This window comes from Bradyrhizobium sp. MI1.4 (assembly GCF_055811315.1).
This window is the reverse complement of the sequence record NZ_JBVVPP010000013.1, coordinates 115,137-132,950: the sequence shown is the minus strand read 5'-3', so window position 1 is coordinate 132,950 and position 17,814 is coordinate 115,137. Positions and strand designations below refer to the sequence as shown.

Here is a 17,814-nt window from a genome sequence, read left to right as displayed (position 1 = left end):
CAACTCCCCCCCCGCCCGCCGCCCCCCCCTACGGGGGGCAATCCCGACCGCGGCGCCCCCACCCAAACCACCACCCCGCCTCTCAAATCGGGCACCCCCCGTTCCCGGGGGCCATGACACTGAATGTGTGGCAAGAACGTCGCCTCAAAAGAAAGAGGCGGGGTTTTGGCCCCGCCTCTTTCGCTCTCAACATTCAACTCGCCGCTTACCTTACGCTTGGCTCGCGATCGCCTTGCCTAGCGCGGCTTGCGCGGCGGCGAGGCGGGCGATCGGGACGCGGTAGGGCGAGCAGGAGACGTAGTCGAGGCCGATCGCGTGACAGAAGGCGACGGAGGCGGGATCGCCGCCGTGCTCGCCGCAGATGCCGACCTTGAGCGAGGGGCGCGTCTTGCGACCGCGTGCGACGCCGATCTTGACGAGCTCGCCGACGCCTTCCTGGTCGAGCGCGACAAAGGGATCGATCGGCAGGATGCCCTTGGACACGTAGGTGCCGAGGAAGCTTGCGGCATCGTCACGGCTGATGCCGTACGTCGTCTGCGTGAGGTCATTGGTACCGAATGAGAAGAACTCGGCGCTCTCCGCGATCTCGGCCGCGAGCAGGCAGGCGCGCGGCAGCTCGATCATTGTGCCGACCTGATAGGTCAGCTTGGTGTTGGTGTCGCGCATCACCGCCTTCGCGGTGGAATCGATGCGCGCCTTGACGAGGTCGAGCTCCATCTTGGTGGCGATCAGCGGCACCATCACCTCGAGGCCGACGGCCTTGCCGGTGCGCTTCTCGGCCTCGACCGCCGCTTCGAAGATCGCACGTGCCTGCATCTCGGCGATCTCGGGATAGGCTATCGCGATACGGCAGCCGCGGAAGCCGAGCATCGGATTGAACTCCGACAGCTCCCGCGCGCGGTCGGCCAGGCGCCGCGGGTCGGTGTTCATGGCGCGCGCCACTTCCTCGACCTCGGCATGGGTGTGCGGCAGGAACTCGTGCAGCGGCGGATCAAGCAAGCGGATCGTGACGGGCAGGCCCTTCATGATCTCGAACAACTCGACGAAGTCGGCGCGCTGCATCGGCAGCAGTTTTGCCAGCGCAGCGCGGCGCGACTGCTCGTCCTCGGAGAGGATCATCTCGCGCACCGTGCGGATGCGCGTCTCCTCGAAGAACATGTGCTCGGTACGGCAGAGGCCGATGCCTTCCGCGCCGAACTTGATCGCAGTGTGCGCGTCCTCCGGCGTGTCGGCGTTGACGCGCACGCCGATCTTGCGGACCTGGTCGGCCCATTTCATCAGCGTGCCGAACTCGCCGGACAGCTCGGGCTCGATCATCGGCATGCGGCCGGCGAGCACCTGGCCGAGCGAGCCGTCGATGGTGATGACGTCGCCGGTCTTGAAGGTGCGTGAGCCGATGCTCATGGTGCCGCGGCCGTAATCGACGCGGATGGTGCCGCAGCCGGAGACGCAGGGCTTGCCCATGCCGCGCGCGACCACCGCAGCATGCGAGGTCATGCCACCGCGGGTGGTCAAAATGCCTTCGGCGGCGTGCATGCCGTGGATGTCTTCGGGGCTGGTCTCGATCCGGACCAGAATCACCTTGCGTCCGTCGGCCTGAAGCTTGGCCGCTTCGTCCGAGGAGAACACGATCTCGCCGGAGGCCGCACCCGGCGAGGCCGGCAGGCCGGTCGCGATCACGTCGCGCTTGGCGTTGGGGTCGATGGTCGGATGCAGCAGCTGGTCGAGCGAGGCGGGGTCGATCCGCGTCACCGCTTCCTTCTTGGTGATCAGGCCTTCATTGGCGAGTTCGACCGCGATGCGCAGCGCCGCCTTGGCAGTACGCTTGCCGCCGCGGGTCTGGAGCATCCAGAGCTTGCCCTGCTCGACCGTGAACTCCATGTCCTGCATGTCGCGGTAGTGCTTCTCGAGCAGCGTGTAGATCCGCGTCAGCTCCTTGAACGCCTCCGGCATCGCCGATTCCATCGACGCCTTGTCGGAGCCGGAGTCCTTGCGCGCTTCCTCGGTGATGTCCTGGGGCGTGCGGATGCCCGCGACCACGTCCTCGCCTTGCGCGTTGATCAGGAACTCGCCGTAGAGCTTGCTCTCGCCGGTCGAGGGATTGCGCGTGAAGGCAACGCCGGTCGCCGAGGTCTCGCCCATGTTGCCGAACACCATGGCCTGCACGTTGACCGCGGTGCCCCAGGATTCCGGAATGTCGTGCAGCCTGCGGTAGGTCACCGCGCGGGCGTTCATCCAGGATGAAAACACCGCGCCAATCGCGCCCCAGAGCTGGTCGTGCGGATCCTGCGGAAAATCCTTGCCGGTTTCGCGCGCGACCGCGTCCTTGTACTTGCCGACCAGATCGACCCAGTCGTCGGCGGTGAGATCCGTGTCGAGCGTGTAGCCCTGGCTGTCCTTGAAGGTGTCGAGGATTTCCTCGAAATGATGATGCTCGAACCCGAGCACCACGTCCGAATACATGGTGATGAAGCGGCGATAGCTGTCATAAGCGAAGCGGCGATCGCCTGACAGTTCCGACAGCGCTTCCACGGTCTCGTCATTGAGGCCGAGATTGAGCACGGTATCCATCATGCCCGGCATCGAGGCGCGGCCGCCGGAGCGCACGGAAACGAGCAGCGGATTCCTGGAATCGCCGAAGATCTTGCCGGTCAACTTGCCGACATGGTCGAGCGCCTTCTCAACCTGCGACTTCAATTCCTTCGGGTAGGATTTGTCATGCGCGTAGAAATAGGTGCAGACCGAGGTCGGGATGGTGAAGCCCGGAGGCACCGGCAGGCCGAGATTGGCCATCTCGGCGAGGTTGGCGCCCTTGCCGCCGAGCAAATCGCGCATCTCCGCTTTGCCCTCGGCCTTGCCGTCCCCAAAGGTGAACACCCACTTGCCGGCCTTGGCCGCAACAGGCGCAGCCTTGGTTGAAGCAGTCTTGCTCGGTACCGGCTTCGCGGCGACCTTCGGTGCAACCGGCTTCGTCGGTGCCTTTGCAACAGCCTTGGAAACCGACTTGGCGGCGGGCTTCACAGCCGGCTTGGCCACCGGCTTGGCAGCGCCCTTGGCCATGGGCTTCGGGGCGCGCTTGGCAAGTGACTTGCGGGCCGCCGGCGCGGCTTTCGCCTTGGTCGAGGACTTTGATTTCGCTGGCATTTTCGCTGGAGTTTTCGAGGCGGCTTTGGCCATAGCTTGCACACAACCTGCGAGAGGAATGGGTAATTGCGCGCCTTACACCACTTTGGGCAGGTCCGCGCAAGTCGAAGAGTTCCGTAGAATGAAGGCCTAGAGATGGAGCCACTTCAACAATCCGAGCCCGATCGCACCATTTATAATGAGAAAAATCGCGACGATCAGGTTCAGGAGGCGCGGCATGATCAGGATGAGCACACCCGCAAGCAGCGACAGGATCGGCGAGATGTGGGCGACGGTGATGTGCATGAATTTTCTTTCCGTGGGGTGGGGCGAATCGCAGCGGGATCATAGCGGACTGGGTTCCGCGGGTAGAGACGCACCGGGGGCGCGCGAGTTCCCGGCTCCGCGAAAACTGCCCGAAAATGCCGCGTATGCGGCGGGCGTTTTCCGGAACATCGCGAAGACGCAGGCATTGGCAACCGGTCGCGCCAGTGGCGCTTCCCGAAACTTTCTCGAAGGAGTTGCCCATGCGGAACAGGTTTCTTGCTCTTGCAGCGCTCGCGGCTGCGACCGGCTCGCCCCTTGCGGCGCAGGCGCAAAGCAGCGTCACCGTGGGACGCGCGCCCGTCGTCGTCGAGAGCGGCCCGACCATTGCGGTCGAGCAGCGGCCGGCTTTCCGCGACTATGTCGTCGAACAACGTGTGCCGGCTTTCCGCATCCCGGATCGCGTGGTGGTCGGTGCCACCTTACCTGAAAGCGGCGTCACCTATTATGACGTGCCGCAACGTTTCGGCGCCACCACCTATCGCTACACCGTCGTAAACGGCGAGACCGTGCTGGTTGAGCCGCGCTCGCGGCGCATCGTCGAGGTGATGGACTAACGTTTCCGGTATCAACTAGGTGTCCGGCGCGTCACATCAATCAGGCTGACGCGAGCAGTATAGTCGGACATCAGGCCCCGCCCGGTCCTCCCCCCGCCGGGCGGGGCTTTTTGTGTGGGCACTCTTCGCGCACAGCAATTGCGGCCACCAACTCCGTCGTCATGACCCGGGCTTGTCCCGGCCATCCATGCCTCTCCGCGAGCGAAGAAGGACGTGGATGCCCGGGACAAGCCCGGGCATGACGGTGTCCAGTTGCGCCAAGACGCGCTCAATCCTGGATCTTCGAGAAATCCGCCACCGCACGCGTGGCGCTGCGGATCTCGTTGAGCAGTTTTAGCCGGTTCTCACGCACCTTCGCATCCTCGTCGTTGACGCGAACTTTCTCGAAGAACGCATCGACCGGCGGACGCAGCTTGGCCATCGCACTCATCGCGGCAGCGAAGTCTTCCTTCGCGACAGCAGCGCTTGCCTCCGCCTTCACTTCGCCGATCGCGTTGGCCAGCGCCTTCTCCTCGTCGAGGCCATAGAGCGCAGCATCGGGCGCGCCCTCGAACGCGCGCTTGTCCTTCTTCTCCTCGATGCCGAGGATATTGCTGGCGCGCTTGATGCCGGCGAGCAAATTCTTGCCGTCCTCGGACTCGAGGAATTTTCCAAGCGCCTCGACGCGGCGGACGATCATCAGAAGGTCGTCCTGGCCACCGAGCGCGAACACGGCGTCGACCAGATCGTGCCGCGCGCCCTGCTCGCGGAGCTGCACTTTCAGCCGGTCTGCGAAGAAGGCGAGCAGGTCGCTCGGAAGCTTCTGCGCATCGGCAGGCTTCAAGGACAAGCCGGCGAGTGCGGACGCCGCCATCTTCATGATCGACATACGCAGTGCGTTCTCACCGATCAGCCTGATCACACCCAGCGCCGCGCGGCGCAGCGCATACGGATCCTTCGATCCCGTCGGCTTTTCGTCGATCGCCCAGAAGCCGACAAGCGTGTCGAGCTTGTCCGCGAGCGCGACTGCGACGCTGACCGGATCGGTCGGCACGCGATCGGCAGGCCCTTGCGGCTTATAGTGCTCCTCGCAGGCGGCAGCGACGGAGGCGTCCTCGCCCTGGGCCAGCGCGTAGTACTTGCCCATCAGGCCCTGCACCTCGGGGAATTCGCCGACGACTTCGGTCAGCAAATCCGCCTTCGCCAGATGCGCGGCGCGCGTCGCCTTGGCGACATCGGCGCCGACGAGCGGCGCGATCTCTGCGGCGAGACGCTCGATTCGCTTGATGCGCGCAGCCTGTGTGCCGAGCTTCTCGTGGAACACGATCTGCTCGAACTTCGGCAGCCGGTCTTCCAGCTTCGTCTTCAGGTCCGTCTCGTAGAAGAATTTCGCATCCGACAAGCGCGGACGAATCACACGCTCGTTGCCGGCGACGATGGTCTTGCCGCCGTCAGGCGCCTCGATGTTGGCGGTGAGCACGAACTTGTTGGTCAGCTTGCCCGTCTTGGGATCTTTGACGACGAAGCACTTCTGGTTGTTGCGGATGGTGGCGCGGATCACCTCGTCGGGGATCGCGAGATACTCCGCTTCGAACGATCCCATCATGACGACGGGCCATTCGACGAGACCCGAAACCTCATCGAGCAGCACCTGGTCCTCGACCAGTTCGAACCCTTGCGCAAAGGTCAGCTCCTTGGCGTCGGCAAAGATGATGTCCTTGCGCGCCTGCGGATCGAGGATGACTTTTGCGGCCTTCAGCTTCGCTTCGTAGTCCTCGAAGCGGCGGACGGAAATCGCGCTAGGAGCCATGAAGCGGTGACCGTAAGTGGTCTGGCCGGCCTCGATGCCGTCCACCGAGAATTTGACGACATCGGGCTCTTCGGTCTCGAGCCCGAACGTCGCGGTGATCGCGTGCAGCGGACGCACCCAGTTCAGCGAGCCCGGCTTGCCGGAGCGCGCGCCCCAGCGCATCGATTTCGGCCAAGGGAAAGTGCGGATGATCACGGGGAGGATTTCCGCGAGCACGTCGATGGCGTCGCGGCCGGGCTTCTCGATCAGCGCGATGTAGAAGTCGCCCTTCGGATCGCGCTGGATCTTGGCCTCGTCCAGCGACGTCAAACGCGTCGCTTTCAGAAAACCCTGCACGGCCGCGTCGGCCGCACCGATCTTCGGTCCGCGGCGTTCGGTCTTCAGGTCAGGCTGGCGCGCAGGGATGCCGTGCACGGTAAGCGCAAGGCGGCGCGGCGTCGCGAACGCCTTCGCGCCTTCGTAGACGAGACCCTCGGCGACGAGCTTGTCGGTGACCATGCGGCGCAGATCGTCCGCCGCCTTGGCCTGCATGCGCGCGGGGATTTCTTCCGAGAAAAGTTCAAGCAAAAGATCGGGCATCAGGTCGCTCCGCCCGCTTCAGTATGTATCCAGGCCTCGCCGCAAGCTTTTGCCAGTTCGCGCACGCGAAGAATGTAGCTCTGCCGCTCCGTCACGGAGATCACGCCGCGCGCGTCGAGCAGGTTGAACACATGGCTTGCCTTGATGCACTGGTCATAGGCCGGAAGCGACATCAGATGCGCCTCGCGCTTGCCATCTTTCCAACCCGCATCGAGGTATTTCCGGCAGACGGCTTCCGCCATCTTGAACTGCTCGAACAGCATCGCGGTGTCGGCCACTTCGAAATTGTGCTTCGAATATTCCCGCTCGGCCTGCAGGAAGACGTCGCCATAGGTGACCTTGGCGTCGCCGTCGCGGCCGTTGAAGTTGAGGTCGTAGACCCGGTCGACGCCCTGCACGTACATCGCGAGGCGCTCGAGCCCGTAGGTGAGCTCGCCGGCGACCGGCGCGCATTCGACACCCGCGACCTGCTGGAAATAGGTGAACTGGCTGACTTCCATGCCGTCGCACCAGCACTCCCAGCCGAGGCCCCAGGCGCCTAGCGTCGGGCTCTCCCAATCGTCCTCGACGAAGCGAATGTCGTGCACGGCGGAATCGATGCCGATCGCGGCGAGCGACTGCAGGTACAGCTCCTGAAGGTTCGGCGGCGACGGCTTCATGATCACCTGGAACTGGTAGTAGTGCTGCAGCCGGTTCGGATTCTCGCCGTAGCGGCCGTCCTTGGGCCGCCGCGAGGGCTGCACATAGGCCGCATTCCAGGGCTTTGGCCCGAGCGCGCGCAGCGTGGTTGCCGGATGGAAGGTACCCGCACCCATCTCCATGTCGTAGGGCTGCAGGATCACGCAGCCCTGCTCGGCCCAGAACCGCTGGAGCGCGAGGATAAAGCCCTGGAACGAGCGTTCCGGGCGCATATGGGCGGGCAAGGAGGCGTCCATCGTCAGATCGGGCTCTCGCGGGGGGTTGAATCGCGCGGGACCGTATCGACGGCAGGGGTGGGAATCAAGGTGAAGGGGGTGGATTCGGGCCTAGTTCTCCGTCATGGCCGGGCTTGTCCCGGGCATCCACGTTCTTCGTGCGGTGAGACAAGGCGTGGATGGCCGGGACAAGCCCGGCCATGACGTCTGCAGCAGCTAACCCGGCCGATAGGCTCCGGTGACGGGATCCTGCTTCAGCGTCTGGACGGCCCCCATATGGGCGGCCTCGGCGACGCGCGAGAGGCGCATCTCCTCCAGCTCCTGGTTGATCCTGACGGCGGTCTTGTAGGCCCAGCGGACCACGGCAAGCCCGCCCAGGACGCCCGCGAATGCGACGAACGGCGGCATCGGTCGTTCCTTGTTCACAATGCTCAGCCCCCACGCGCATTCTTGCGCAGACCGGGCCGCGCCGCAATTGGCACGGCTTCAAGTCTCCTTGGGGCCAAATGGCGCGGAGGGGCTCCGTCTAAAACCCGAATTTCGCCCAGATCGCGCGCGTCTCGACCGCCGAGATCAGGTCGTCCGGCAGGCTGGCCATTGATTCCATGGCGGAAAGCTGCCCCGCGCCGGGCGATTTCCGGCCCAAAAGGCCGGAGAGCAGACCGGTCGGCTGGGCAATCACGGGGGTGAGAACCTTCTCGCCATAGCGGGCACGAAGAGTTGAGCGGAGATCGCCGATGCTGTCGGCGAGCCCCAGCGCGATCGAACTCTCGCCGGCCCAGTATTCGCCCGTGAACAGGGTGTCGTCGGAGCCCTTCAACCGCGCGCCGCGGCTCTCCTTCACCAGCGCGATGAAGATCTGGTGGATCTCGCGCTGGAGCGCCTTGAGCTTGGCGACGTCGTCGGGGTTTTCAGGGAGAAACGGATCGAGCATCGCCTTGTGCGCGCCGGCGGTGTAGAGGCGCCGCTCGATGCCGAGCCGCTTGATCGCCTCCTGGAAACCAAAACTGCCGCCGACCACGCCGATCGAGCCGAGGATCGAGGACGGATCGCAGATGATCTCGTCGCCGGCGCAGGCGATCATGTACCCGCCCGAGGCCGCCACGTCCTCGACGAACACCAGCACCGGCAGCTTCTTCTCCGCCGCAAGCTGCTTGATGCGCAGATAGATCTGGCGCGACTGCACCGGCGACCCGCCGGGCGAATTGATCACCAGCGCCACCGCCTTGGCGTTGCGCGTCGAAAACGCCCGCTCCAGCACCCGCGAAACCGTCGCGAGCGTCATGCCCGGGCGCAGCGGCGTCACTGCGCCGATCACACCGGACAGCCGGACCACCGGCACCACGGCAATGCCGGGACGGAAGCGCGCCGGCAGATATTGCATGAGCTTGTCGGCCAGGCCGGAACTCTCACGATCGTTCAATTTTTCGGCCATGCCGTTACCTCTGATTAACCGTTTCTTATCACGCGACTGTCATTGGAAGGGCCCGGAACGTGTTTTGCAGAAACCCCGTTGAGAGGCTGCAATGGGCCAGCGGAGAACACCATGAAAATCTATCTGCTGATGCTGCTGATCGGTGCGCTGTTCATGGCGATCCGCCTGACGACTCCGCAAGAGCAGCAGTCGGAATCGCTTCCGCAATAGCTCAGCACGGTTCCACCAGGGGTAGAACCGCTCTTCCCTCCAGAATATCCATCACCTCTTTTTTCGGCACGCGTGATTCCTCGTTGAGCATGAGGCCCGGCAACAATCGCGCCGGGGCCCTGCCGCCCTTGACCGCGCGCACCAGCACGCGGATCGCGGGCCGTCCGGCTTCACCGTGAACCGGCAGAATCGCGAGACTGCCGAAGCCGCGAGACAGCGCCGCCAAAACCTCCGCGATCCCATCTGCGCGCCAGATCAATGTCAGCGCGCCATGCGATCGGAGGATGCGCCGCGCCGCATGCACCCAGGCATTCAGCGTCTGATCCGTCGCCACATGCGCGATCTGGCGCGCCTGATCGGGCGAACCGCGATGGCGAGCGGGATCGTTGAAGGGCGGGTTCATCAGCACGACGTCGACGCTGTCGGGCGCGAGCCCGCTGGCTGCGAAGGCCTGCGCGTCCGCGGTGACGTCGAGCACGATCGTCTCGGCGGCAATCGCATTCGCGGCCGCATTGGCGCGCGCAAGCTCCGCCAGCTCCGGATCGATCTCGAGCAGGCCGAGCCTGATCCCGGCGACGCGCCGAGCCAACGCAAGGCCCGCCGTGCCGATGCCGGCGCCGAGATCGACGACACGGTCGCCCGCCCTCGCCTCCGTCGCCGCCGCGAGCAGAATGGCGTCGTGCCCGGCGCGATGGCCAGACCGCTTCTGCTTCAGCCGCAATTGCCCGCCGAGAAAGGCGTCCTCGGTGAGGTCTGTCAGTGCTTCACTCATCGCCGCGCAGTTCGTGGCTGAGGCCGGCCTCGGTCAGAAGCTGCCGGGCCTCGATGGCGTCGTCCTCGTGGACCAGGATCCGCCGCGGCAAAATGCCGAGCGAGCCCTCAATGATGCTCATGTTCTGGTCCAGCACCAGATGATGGATGTTGGCGCCGTCGAGCAGCGCGCCGATCGCCGACACCAGCACCATATCGTTGGTCCGAACCAGTTCTCGCAAAACACAGCCTCCTGCCTGACGGGGACTAAGCGCCAAATGTCAATGGTTCCACGGCCCTTGCCGCATCCCCGTCCAGTTTCTATTGTCTTTCCATCAGAATAGCCCTTCCGGGGCAAATATTGGAGACCGGCGTGGCCGTCATCGTACCTTTCGAAACTCCCGGCGCGTCGATCGAAGAGCTGGTTGCCCTTGTCGCCGGTGACATGGAGCGCGTCAACGCCACGATCCTGTCGCGGACCGGTTCGGACGTGACCATGATCCCGGAGGTCGCCAACCATTTGATCTCCTCCGGGGGCAAGCGCCTGCGGCCGATGCTGACGTTGGCCATGGCCAACCTCGCCGGCTACACCGGCGACGGCCATATCAAACTCGCCGCCAGCGTCGAGTTCATGCATACCGCCACGCTGCTCCATGACGACGTCGTCGACGAGAGCGAGATGCGCCGCGGCAAGCTGTCGGCGCGCATGCTCTGGGGCAATGAGGCGAGCGTGCTGGTCGGCGACTTCCTGCTCGGCCAGGCCTTCCGCATGATGGTCGAGGTCGGCTCGCTCCGCGCGCTCGACATTCTCTCCGCGGCCGCCGCCACCATCGCCGAGGGCGAGGTGATGCAGCTTGCCGCCGCCAAGAACACCGCAACCACCGAAGACGAATATCTCGCCGTAATCCGCGGCAAGACCGCCGAGCTGTTCGCGGCCGCCTGCGAGGTCGGGCCCGTGATCGCCAACCGCCCGAAGGCGGAGCAGACCGCCTGCCGCTCGGTCGGCATGAATCTCGGCATCGCCTTCCAGCTCGTCGACGACGTGCTCGACTATGGCGGCAAGAGCGCCAAGCTCGGCAAGAACACCGGCGACGATTTCCGCGAGGGCAAGATCACGCTGCCCGTCGTGCTCGCCTTCCGCCGCGGCAACGACACCGAGCGCGCCTTCTGGATCCGCGCGCTGGAGCGCGGTGAGATCGGCGACACCGACCTCGACCACGCCATCGGGTTGATGAACAAGCATCGCGCGCTCGAAGACACCCGCAGCCGCGCCCAGCACTACGGCGCCATGGCCGTGGACGCGCTGGCGCTGTTCCCGTCCTCGCCGATGAAGAGCGCGCTGGAGCAGGTCGTGGCGTTCTGCCTGGCTCGGTCGCATTAGCTACCTGCATCCTTAGCGCTTGCTGGTAGCCACACCCTCAGTGTCGTCCCGGCGAAGGCCGGGACCCATTACCCCGGTCAGCGTTGTCTTAGCGCCTGTGGCAACCATCGTGCACCACAACAACAGTCGTGGCTATTGGGTCCCGGCCTTCGCCGGGACGACATCGTTGAGATACGCGCCACCACCGCATTAACAGCGTCATTGCGAGCGCAGCGAAGCAATCCAGAATCTTCCCGCAAAGGGACTCTTGATTGTTTCGCTTCGCTCGCAATGACGAGCTAGGTGTGCGAGGGCCGCCTTCCAACTTGCATTCAAATCCTGTGCGCCATCTTGCGGCACACCTCCGTCGGAGTGTTCCAACGGTTCGCCTACTAACTTGCATTTTGCAAGCCACTCTCCTACCTTCCCCTCATGCAGCCCAAATCCCCCTCCATTCAGGAATGTCCGGTCGGCCGCGCTGTGGAGACGGTCGGCGAATGGTGGAGCATTTTGATCCTGCGGGATGCATTCCAGGGCGCAACGAGGTTCGACGAATTTTCGCAAAGCCTCGGGATCGCGCCGAACATCCTGTCGCGGCGGTTGGCCCATCTCACCGAAAGCGGCATGTTCGTCCGTCGCCGCTACAATGAACGGCCGCCGCGCTACGAATATGTGCTGACGGACAAGGCCCGGGACTTCTTCCCCGTGGTCGCAACCCTGCTCGCTTGGGGCAACAAGCATCTCGCACCGATGGGCGAAGCGATCCTGCTCGCGAACCGGCACGATTGTCGTCCGTTCAATCCGGTCGTGGTCGATGCCGCCGACATGCAGCCGATCACGCTCACCAATGCGGTCGTCGTCGCAGGCCCCCGCGCCAGCCGTGTCATGCGTAAACGGCTGACCTCGCTCAAAGCCATGAACCCGGCCGTCGCGCCGGCTGGAGACTGACATGCGTCGTATCGTCGTGACGGGAATGGGCGCGGTGTCGCCGCTTGGCTGCGGTGTCGAACTTTCGTGGCGCCGGCTGCTGGCCGGCCAAAGCGGGCTGCGCCCGCTGCCGGAATGGTCGCAGGCGCTGCCCGCACGTATTGCCGGCCTCGTGCCCGACAAGGCCGATGACGCAGAGGGCGGCTTCGATCCCGCGCAGGCCGCCGCGCCGAAAGACCAGCGCAAGATGGACCGCTTCATCCTGTTCGCGCTGCTCGCCACCGCGGAAGCGGTTGCGCAGGCCGGTTGGACGCCGCAGGACGCGGCGGCGCAGGAACGAACTGCGACGATCATCGCCTCCGGCGTCGGCGGTTTTCCGGCAATGGCGGAGGCGGTGCGCATCACCGAACAGCGCGGCCCGCGCCGGCTGTCGCCGTTCACGATCCCCTCCTTCCTCGCCAATCTCGCCGCCGGCCACGTCTCGATCAAATACGGCTACAAGGGAGCGCTGGGCACACCGGTCACGGCCTGCGCTGCCGGCGTTCAGGCGATCGGCGATGCCGCGCGCATGATCCGCGCGGGCGAGACTGATGTGGCGATCTGCGGCGGCGCGGAAGCCTGCATCGACATCGTCAGCCTCGGCGGCTTTGCCGCGGCCCGCGCACTGTCGAGCGGATTCAATGACGCCCGCGCCTCGCGCCCGTTCGATCGCGACCGCGACGGTTTTGTCATGGGCGAAGGCGCCGGCATCCTGGTGATCGAGGAGCTGGAGCATGCATTGGCGCGCGGCGCGAGGCCGATCGCGGAGATCGTCGGATACGGTACGACCGCGGACGCCTATCACATGACATCGGGTCCGCCTGACGGCGACGGCGCCCGGCGCGCCATGGAGATCGCGCTCCGGCAGGCCAAGCTTGCGCCCGCGGATTTACAGCACCTGAATGCGCATGCGACCTCGACGCCGGCCGGCGACGAGAGCGAGCTTGGCGCGATCGCGGCGCTGTTCGGCCGCCACCGCGGCATCGCGGTGAGCGCGACCAAATCGGCCACCGGGCATCTGCTCGGCGCCGCCGGTGGCCTCGAAGCGGTCTTCACCGTGCTCGCCCTGCGCGACCAGATCGCGCCGCCGACGCTCAATCTCGAAAACCCTGATCCCGCCGCTGACGGCATCGACATCGTCGCCGGTGTGGCGCGACCGATGCCGATGCAGCACGCGATCTCGAACGGGTTCGGCTTCGGCGGGGTGAATGCCAGCGTGATCTTCCGCCGGATGGGCTGAACGACGGGCCTTAGTCGACGGGCCTTGCAATCGCGGCAAGCATCGCTACCAAAGCAGGATGATCAACACGAATTTCTGGCTGTTCCTGGCCGCCGCTTGTCTCATCGCCGCCGTTCCCGGCCCCGGCATTTTCTACGTCGCGGCACGGACCCTATCGGAAGGGCGCGGCAGCGGTTTTGCATCGACCGCGGGCACCGCGCTCGGCGGGCTGGTTCATGTGGTCGCGGGCAGCTTCGGCATCTCCGCGATCATTCTTGCCAGCGCCGAGCTGTTTGCCGCCGTGAAATTCGTCGGCGCACTTTATCTCGTCTGGCTCGGCATCAGGACTTTTCGCAGCGCCAGCCGCGCGCCGTCATTCGACAGCAAGCCCGTCGGCGACAAGCGCGCCTTTCGCGACGGCGTGCTGGTCGAGGCGCTGAACCCGAAGACCGCCGCCTTCTTCCTCGCCTTCATTCCGCAGTTCCTTGACCCGGCGGGATCGAACCCGACACTGCAATTCATCACGTTGGGCGCGCTCTCGGTGACGCTGAACACGCTCGCCGATATCGTGGTGGTGCTGATGGCCTCCGCGACACGTACGCAGTTGATCGGACGCCCGCATCTGATGCGACGTCTCACCCAGGGCTCCGGCGTCTTCATCGCAGGGCTCGGCCTGTCGCTCGCACTGGCGCGGCGGCCCGTGAATGGATAGCGCCACCATGCCCGCCCCGCAAAGCCGCATTTACGAGTCTCACGGCCTGCGGCTGCACTATGCCGACTGGGGCAACGACGGCGCGCCGGTCGCCATCCTGGTTCACGGCGGCCGCGATCACTGCCGGAGCTGGGACGTCATCGCCCGGTCGCTGCAGCCGCATTTTCACGTGCTCGCACCGGACCTGCGCGGTCACGGCGATTCCGACTGGACCAGGGGCGGCAGCTACGCGCTGACGGAGTATGTGTACGATCTGGCCCAGCTCGTCCGTGCCATCGCGGCGCCTCAAGTCACTCTCATCGGCCATTCTATGGGCGGCATGGTCAGCCTGATCTTTACAGGGGCATTCCCCGAACAGGTCTCGAAGCTGGTCGTGCTCGACGGCGTGACGATGTTGCCGGATACACCAAAACCGCCGGTGCATGAGCGGATCGGCAAGTGGGTCGGTCAGCTCGACAAGTTGCACGACCGCGCACCGCGCCGCTATTCGACCCTCGAAGACGCGGCGGCGCAGATGGTCCTTCACAACAAGCGGCTGTCTCGCGAGCTCGCGCTGCATCTCGCCACCCACGGCGCGCGGCAGAACGAGGACGGCACCTATAGCTGGAAGTTCGATCCCTACCAGCGCGCCTCTGCGCCGCACCGGCTCTGGCCGGACGATCACATCGCGCTGTGGTCGCGCATCACCTGTCCGACGCTGCTCTTGAATGCCGGCGAAAGCTTTCTGGCTGGCGCGAGGGCCGCGGGGCTGGAGCGCTACTTTCCGCAGGCGCGCGTCGAGACCATTGCAGGGGCCGGACACTGGCTGCAGCATGACAAGCCGCAGGAGGTGTTGGGTGAGATCCGGCGGTTTCTCGGGCTTGGCGAGGACGCTGCGGGCTAGCTCCGCAACATCCGCGTCATTGCAGATCTAGCTCAGCGTTCCCGAGTGCACCCACCAGCCGGAATGATCCCTGCGGATATTCTCGGCGGCGGCATGCGCCTCGGCAGATGCGCCATAGATCGCAAAGCACGTCGCCCCCGAGCCGGACATGCGGGCGAGCTTGACGCCGGCGGAGCCACGCAAGGCTTCCAGCACGTCGCCAATCACCGGCTTGATGCGCATCGCAGGCGCTTCGAGATCATTGGCGACGGTCTCGAGAGTATCGATCCAGTCGGCGATGGAGGCGCCCTCGCCTGGCCAGGCCGGGCCGTCGAAGACGGACGTGGCGCCGACCAGGAGTTCGCCGTTGCGCAGGCCCAGCTCCTGGAACACGTCCTTTGTCGCGACCGGCACGCGTGGATTGACCATCACGCAGGGCATGCTCGGCAGCATCAAGGGCAGCAGCTGCTCGCCGACACCGGTCATGTCGCAGGCGCGCGAGAACAGACACACCGGCACGTCGGCGCCGGTCGCAAGCGCAACCTTCTGGAGGCGGGCGTCGTCGAGCGACAGATCGTTGAGGCGCGCCAGCAACCGCAGCGCCGCCGCGGCGTCGGCCGAGCCGCCGCCGATGCCGGCGGCGACCGGGAGCACCTTGTCGAGCGCGAAGGCGCCCAGCTTCAGGTTCGGGACGGCTTCGGCCAGGAGCTTGGCCGCCTTGAACACGAGGTTGTCGGCCATATCGCCGCAGGCCGCTGCGAGCGGCCCCGTCGTGGTGAGCTTCAGCTCGCCGCCGGGCTCCAGCGTGAGCCGGTCGGCGCAGTCGGCAAAGGCGACCACGCTTTCGAGATCATGATAGCCGTCAGCACGACGGCCGACCACGCGAAGGCTTAGATTGACCTTCGCGCGCCCTTCTTCAATCAACGCCGGCATAGACGACACGCCCCAACTTCAACTCACTCAGCCGCCCTTGCCGTCGTCCTTCTTCTTCTCCTTCTCCGCCTGCGCAGCCGAGGAGTTCGAATTGTCGTCGGTCATACCGTTTGCAATCTTGGCCTCGATCTTCGGAAGCTCATCCGCTTCGGGCTTGAGATCGCGGGCGTGGGCCCACTGGAACTTGGCTTCCAACGTGCGGCCGACGCGCCAATAGGCGTCGCCGAGGTGATCGTTGATCGTGGGATCCTCGGGCTTGAGGTCAATGGCGCGCTCGAGGTTCTTCACCGCGTCCTCGTAATTGCCGATGCGGTAATAGGCCCAGCCGAGGGAGTCGACGATGTAGCCGTCGTCCGGGCGCTGCTCGACCGCCCGCTTGATCATCTTCATGCCTTCGTCGAGATTGATGCCCTGGTCGATCCAGGAATAGCCGAGATAGTTGAGGACGTGCGGCTGGTCGGGCTGCAGCTCGAGCGCCTTCTTCATGTCGGCTTCGGCCTTGCCCCACTGCTTGGAGCGCTCCTCGCAGATGCCGCGATAATAATACCAGACGCTGTTGGCCTTATCGTTGCCGGCCGGCAGCACGTCGACGCCTTGCGAATAGGTCGCGCCGCATTCGCCGAACTTCTTGCGGCCGCGCTCGATGTTGCCGAGCGCCATGATCGCTTCGAGATCCTTGGGATCCTCAGTGGTGACGCCCTTGAGGATCTTGATCGCCTCGTCGGTGCGGTCGGCGGAATCCAGATCGATGGCGAGCTGGATTTGGGCGTTGCGCTTGAGTGGAGAGGACGACGGCACCCGCTCGTAGACCTTGATCGCCATCTGCGGCCGCTTCACCGATTCATAGAGATCGGCGAGCGAGAGCAGCGCCAGGGGATGGGTGGGCTGCAGGTAGAGCGAGAGCTGGAGGTAGACCAGCGCCAGATCCTCGCCGCCGCGGCGGGTCAGTGTGGCGCCGATGCCGTAGAGTGCTTCTGCGGCGCCGGCTTGCGCGCTATCGACCAGCGGCGGCATCTTCTTGCCGGCCTTGGTGTCGCGCAACCCTTCCACGATCAGCGGATGGCGGGCGAGCTTCTTGTCGAAAGCCTGGTAGACCGTGGTCGCGGCGGCCGAGTCCTTGTTGCGAGATAGCCAGCGCGCATAGGCCTCGGTGACACGCAACATGGAATCGTCGAGCTTGTAGGCACGCTCGAACCGGGTGCCAGCGTCTTTCTCCTTGCCGGCGAGTTCGAGGATCATGCCGGCATGGAGATCCTTGAACAGCGGATACCATTCAGGACCGGCCAGCTTGTCGATGGTGGCGACGCCGCCCTTGGCATCCCCCGCACCATAGGCGGCCCAGCCCGACAGCAGCGTGGCGACGAGATCGGTGATCGGACCGCGGATCGACTGGTTGATGTTGGTCTGCGCGGTCGCGTACTTCTTGAACTTGAGATCGTGCACGCCAACGACGAGCCGTGCAACGCGGTTGGTCTTGTCGATGGTCAGGATGCGCTCGGCGAGCTTGACAGCCTCGTCGATGTCACCGTCGGCGACCGAGGAGATGAAGGCGCGGTCGAGCAGCTCGTTGTTCTTGGGGTCGGTGCGCAGGGCCGAGCGATAGAACGCGGCGGCGGAGGCCGCGTCGCGCTCGACGCTGGCGTGGCGGGCGGCGAGATAGCTGCCGGAGGTGGTCAGCGCCTTCAGATCGTTTCGGGTCGGAAACTGCGCCGCCGTGTCGGACGGATGGTCCGGCGTCTGCGCCCGGACCGCGCCGGGGACCGTCGCCATCGCTGAGCCCATGAGGGCAATGGCGGCAACAGTCCAACGGTTGAAACGATTTGAAAGCATCGGGGCTCGCCTTGAGTTGGTAGTGCCTGGGTTTGCAGAAGGCCGTATCGCAAGCGAACGCGGCCGGTGGCATGGGGACCCGGAACCGTCAGGCCGACAATGCCGCTTTTGGCGCTTCACCGCAAGGATTCGGGCCGGGCGATCCCCTCCGCACGGCACAAATCGGCCAAGTGACCCGTCAAGAGCGCCCCAAGACGCCGCCAGTATGGCCTTATCGTGACCACGGGGACCGCGGCCGGGTTCTCACGCGA

The 17,814-nt window shown here is 65.2% G+C and carries 16 protein-coding genes; 6 read left to right on the top strand and 10 right to left on the bottom strand.

The annotated features are described in order from the left end of the window. Positions 1 to 210: 210 nt before the first annotated feature. Both ppdK and AC0L23_RS17575 read right to left on the bottom strand, forming a co-directional pair. A complete protein-coding gene (gene ppdK, locus AC0L23_RS17580; protein ID WP_085384910.1) occupies positions 211 to 3,177 on the bottom strand; it encodes a pyruvate, phosphate dikinase in 2,967 nt (988 codons plus the stop codon). A gap of 96 nt (positions 3,178 to 3,273) precedes the next feature. Further along, positions 3,274 to 3,429 (bottom strand): DUF3096 domain-containing protein, encoded by a 156-nt coding sequence (locus AC0L23_RS17575; RefSeq protein WP_007594951.1) that lies wholly within the window; start codon positions 3,427 to 3,429, stop codon positions 3,274 to 3,276. A gap of 221 nt (positions 3,430 to 3,650) precedes the next feature. On the opposite strand from AC0L23_RS17575, the gene AC0L23_RS17570 reads away from it, so the two are divergent. Beyond that, positions 3,651 to 4,004 (top strand): DUF1236 domain-containing protein, encoded by a 354-nt coding sequence (locus tag AC0L23_RS17570; protein ID WP_085352697.1) that lies wholly within the window; start codon positions 3,651 to 3,653, stop codon positions 4,002 to 4,004. 268 nt (positions 4,005 to 4,272) lie between these two features. Here AC0L23_RS17570 and glyS read toward each other — a convergent pair whose 3' ends face one another. The 6 genes from glyS to AC0L23_RS17540 all read right to left on the bottom strand — a co-directional run bounded on the left by glyS (position 4,273) and on the right by AC0L23_RS17540 (position 9,923). Beyond that, a complete protein-coding gene (glyS, locus tag AC0L23_RS17565; RefSeq protein ID WP_085352611.1) occupies positions 4,273 to 6,372 on the bottom strand; it encodes a glycine--tRNA ligase subunit beta in 2,100 nt (699 codons plus the stop codon). After that, entirely contained in the window at positions 6,372 to 7,307 is a 936-nt protein-coding gene (locus tag AC0L23_RS17560) for a glycine--tRNA ligase subunit alpha (protein ID WP_085352612.1), read from the bottom strand. The genes glyS and AC0L23_RS17560 overlap by 1 nt, the downstream gene beginning before the upstream one ends. Positions 7,308 to 7,502: 195 nt before the next feature. Further along, positions 7,503 to 7,694, bottom strand: a complete 192-nt coding sequence (locus AC0L23_RS17555; protein WP_085352613.1) for a hypothetical protein — start codon at positions 7,692 to 7,694, stop codon at positions 7,503 to 7,505. Between the two features lie 118 nt (positions 7,695 to 7,812). After that, complete coding sequence (locus AC0L23_RS17550) at positions 7,813 to 8,721, bottom strand: S49 family peptidase (protein ID WP_085352614.1); 909 nt, start codon at positions 8,719 to 8,721, stop codon at positions 7,813 to 7,815. A gap of 211 nt (positions 8,722 to 8,932) precedes the next feature. After that, positions 8,933 to 9,703 carry a tRNA1(Val) (adenine(37)-N6)-methyltransferase gene (locus AC0L23_RS17545; protein ID WP_085352615.1) on the bottom strand — a complete coding sequence of 257 codons (771 nt, stop codon included), beginning with the start codon at positions 9,701 to 9,703 and terminating at the stop codon, positions 8,933 to 8,935. After that, positions 9,696 to 9,923: a putative signal transducing protein gene (locus AC0L23_RS17540; protein WP_007607161.1), complete on the bottom strand. Its 228-nt coding sequence runs from the start codon at positions 9,921 to 9,923 to the stop codon at positions 9,696 to 9,698. The genes AC0L23_RS17545 and AC0L23_RS17540 overlap by 8 nt, the downstream gene beginning before the upstream one ends. A 131-nt stretch (positions 9,924 to 10,054) precedes the next feature. Here AC0L23_RS17540 and AC0L23_RS17535 point away from each other — a divergent pair, with 131 nt between their 5' ends. The 5 genes from AC0L23_RS17535 (at position 10,055) to AC0L23_RS17515 (ending at position 14,821) form a co-directional block, all read left to right on the top strand. Beyond that, on the top strand, positions 10,055 to 11,062 hold the full coding sequence (locus AC0L23_RS17535) for a polyprenyl synthetase family protein (RefSeq protein ID WP_007594965.1): 1,008 nt from the start codon (positions 10,055 to 10,057) through the stop codon (positions 11,060 to 11,062). Between the two features lie 411 nt (positions 11,063 to 11,473). Beyond that, a complete protein-coding gene (locus AC0L23_RS17530) occupies positions 11,474 to 11,989 on the top strand; it encodes a winged helix-turn-helix transcriptional regulator (RefSeq protein ID WP_018454901.1) in 516 nt (171 codons plus the stop codon). Position 11,990: 1 nt separating this feature from the next. Next, entirely contained in the window at positions 11,991 to 13,247 is a 1,257-nt protein-coding gene (gene fabF / locus AC0L23_RS17525) for a beta-ketoacyl-ACP synthase II (protein ID WP_026232839.1), read from the top strand. Positions 13,248 to 13,305: 58 nt separating this feature from the next. Next, on the top strand, positions 13,306 to 13,938 hold the full coding sequence (locus AC0L23_RS17520; RefSeq protein ID WP_018454903.1) for a LysE family translocator: 633 nt from the start codon (positions 13,306 to 13,308) through the stop codon (positions 13,936 to 13,938). Positions 13,939 to 13,945: 7 nt separating this feature from the next. Continuing rightward, positions 13,946 to 14,821, top strand: a complete 876-nt coding sequence (locus tag AC0L23_RS17515; protein WP_039799260.1) for an alpha/beta fold hydrolase — start codon at positions 13,946 to 13,948, stop codon at positions 14,819 to 14,821. A gap of 27 nt (positions 14,822 to 14,848) precedes the next feature. Here AC0L23_RS17515 and AC0L23_RS17510 read toward each other — a convergent pair whose 3' ends face one another. Both AC0L23_RS17510 and AC0L23_RS17505 read right to left on the bottom strand, forming a co-directional pair. After that, a complete protein-coding gene (locus tag AC0L23_RS17510) occupies positions 14,849 to 15,733 on the bottom strand; it encodes a 4-(cytidine 5'-diphospho)-2-C-methyl-D-erythritol kinase (RefSeq protein WP_085384911.1) in 885 nt (294 codons plus the stop codon). Between the two features lie 27 nt (positions 15,734 to 15,760). Beyond that, entirely contained in the window at positions 15,761 to 17,563 is a 1,803-nt protein-coding gene (locus AC0L23_RS17505; RefSeq protein WP_026232840.1) for a tetratricopeptide repeat protein, read from the bottom strand. Between the last annotated feature and the right edge of the window lie 251 nt (positions 17,564 to 17,814).

What these genes read in the sequence shown, in the direction of transcription:
- AC0L23_RS17560 (WP_085352612.1), bottom strand. Translation starts at nt 7,307, where the DNA reads ATGGACGCCTCCTTGCCCGCCCATATGCGCCCGGAACGCTCGTTCCAG.
- AC0L23_RS17575 (WP_007594951.1), bottom strand. Translation starts at nt 3,429, where the DNA reads ATGCACATCACCGTCGCCCACATCTCGCCGATCCTGTCGCTGCTTGCG.
- AC0L23_RS17510 (WP_085384911.1), bottom strand. Translation starts at nt 15,733, where the DNA reads ATGCCGGCGTTGATTGAAGAAGGGCGCGCGAAGGTCAATCTAAGCCTT.
- AC0L23_RS17570 (WP_085352697.1), top strand. Translation starts at nt 3,651, where the DNA reads ATGCGGAACAGGTTTCTTGCTCTTGCAGCGCTCGCGGCTGCGACCGGC.
- AC0L23_RS17550 (WP_085352614.1), bottom strand. Translation starts at nt 8,721, where the DNA reads ATGGCCGAAAAATTGAACGATCGTGAGAGTTCCGGCCTGGCCGACAAG.
- AC0L23_RS17505 (WP_026232840.1), bottom strand. Translation starts at nt 17,563, where the DNA reads ATGCTTTCAAATCGTTTCAACCGTTGGACTGTTGCCGCCATTGCCCTC.
- AC0L23_RS17530 (WP_018454901.1), top strand. Translation starts at nt 11,474, where the DNA reads ATGCAGCCCAAATCCCCCTCCATTCAGGAATGTCCGGTCGGCCGCGCT.
- glyS (WP_085352611.1), bottom strand. Translation starts at nt 6,372, where the DNA reads ATGCCCGATCTTTTGCTTGAACTTTTCTCGGAAGAAATCCCCGCGCGC.
- ppdK (WP_085384910.1), bottom strand. Translation starts at nt 3,177, where the DNA reads ATGGCCAAAGCCGCCTCGAAAACTCCAGCGAAAATGCCAGCGAAATCA.
- AC0L23_RS17515 (WP_039799260.1), top strand. Translation starts at nt 13,946, where the DNA reads ATGCCCGCCCCGCAAAGCCGCATTTACGAGTCTCACGGCCTGCGGCTG.
- AC0L23_RS17555 (WP_085352613.1), bottom strand. Translation starts at nt 7,694, where the DNA reads ATGCCGCCGTTCGTCGCATTCGCGGGCGTCCTGGGCGGGCTTGCCGTG.
- fabF (WP_026232839.1), top strand. Translation starts at nt 11,991, where the DNA reads ATGCGTCGTATCGTCGTGACGGGAATGGGCGCGGTGTCGCCGCTTGGC.
- AC0L23_RS17520 (WP_018454903.1), top strand. Translation starts at nt 13,306, where the DNA reads ATGATCAACACGAATTTCTGGCTGTTCCTGGCCGCCGCTTGTCTCATC.
- AC0L23_RS17545 (WP_085352615.1), bottom strand. Translation starts at nt 9,703, where the DNA reads ATGAGTGAAGCACTGACAGACCTCACCGAGGACGCCTTTCTCGGCGGG.